Here is a 514-nt window from a genome sequence, read left to right as displayed (position 1 = left end):
AAGCCACCGGCCGGTACCTCGAACTGCTCAAGTCCGGCGGCAGCGACGAGCCGATGAAGCTGCTGAAGAAGGCCGGCGTCGACCTCGAGCAGCGCGCCACCGTGCAGGCCGTCGTCGACCAGCTCGACCGCCTGGTCACCAGGATGGAAGCCGAGGCCGCCCGGCTGCAGTGAGGGTGCCGCGGCCCGGTCGCAGGCTTCACATTCGACCCGTTTCGCTGCGCCCGGGCCGGTGCAGGCGACGCAGCGCCATCGGAGAGTACGGCGCCGGTGCCGGTCGTGGTGGTGGGCACCAGCGGCTTGGCGTATAAGCGGCGAACAATGAGCTCCAGACCTGACGCGCTGCCCGAGGTGTCCGCTCCCTTGTACCGCCAGCTGCACGTGCTGGCCCGGGCCCGGCTGCGCAAGGGGGGCCGCAACACCCTGCTCGACACCACCGCCCTGGTCCACGAAGCGGTGCTGCGCATGGGCGCCATGACGGCCGATGCCGGCGAGGAACGGCGCGTGCTCGCCTA

The 514-nt window shown here is 71.2% G+C and carries 2 protein-coding genes; both read left to right on the top strand.

What is annotated here, in order from left to right; all coding sequences use genetic code 11:
• Positions 1-173, top strand: a 173-nt coding sequence (locus JNK74_30375) for a hypothetical protein (GenBank protein ID MBL7650475.1), incomplete at its 5' end; no start/stop codon positions are given.
• A 189-nt stretch (positions 174-362) separates the two neighbouring features.
• Positions 363-514: hypothetical protein (locus tag JNK74_30370; GenBank protein MBL7650474.1), on the top strand; the 152-nt coding region annotated here is incomplete at its 3' end.

It is taken from the genome of Candidatus Hydrogenedentota bacterium (assembly GCA_016791475.1).
In the GTDB taxonomy this organism is placed as follows: domain Bacteria; phylum Hydrogenedentota; class Hydrogenedentia; order Hydrogenedentales; family JAEUWI01; genus JAEUWI01.
The sequence above is the reverse complement of the archived record's forward strand: the minus strand, read 5'-3'. Positions and strand labels throughout refer to the sequence as shown.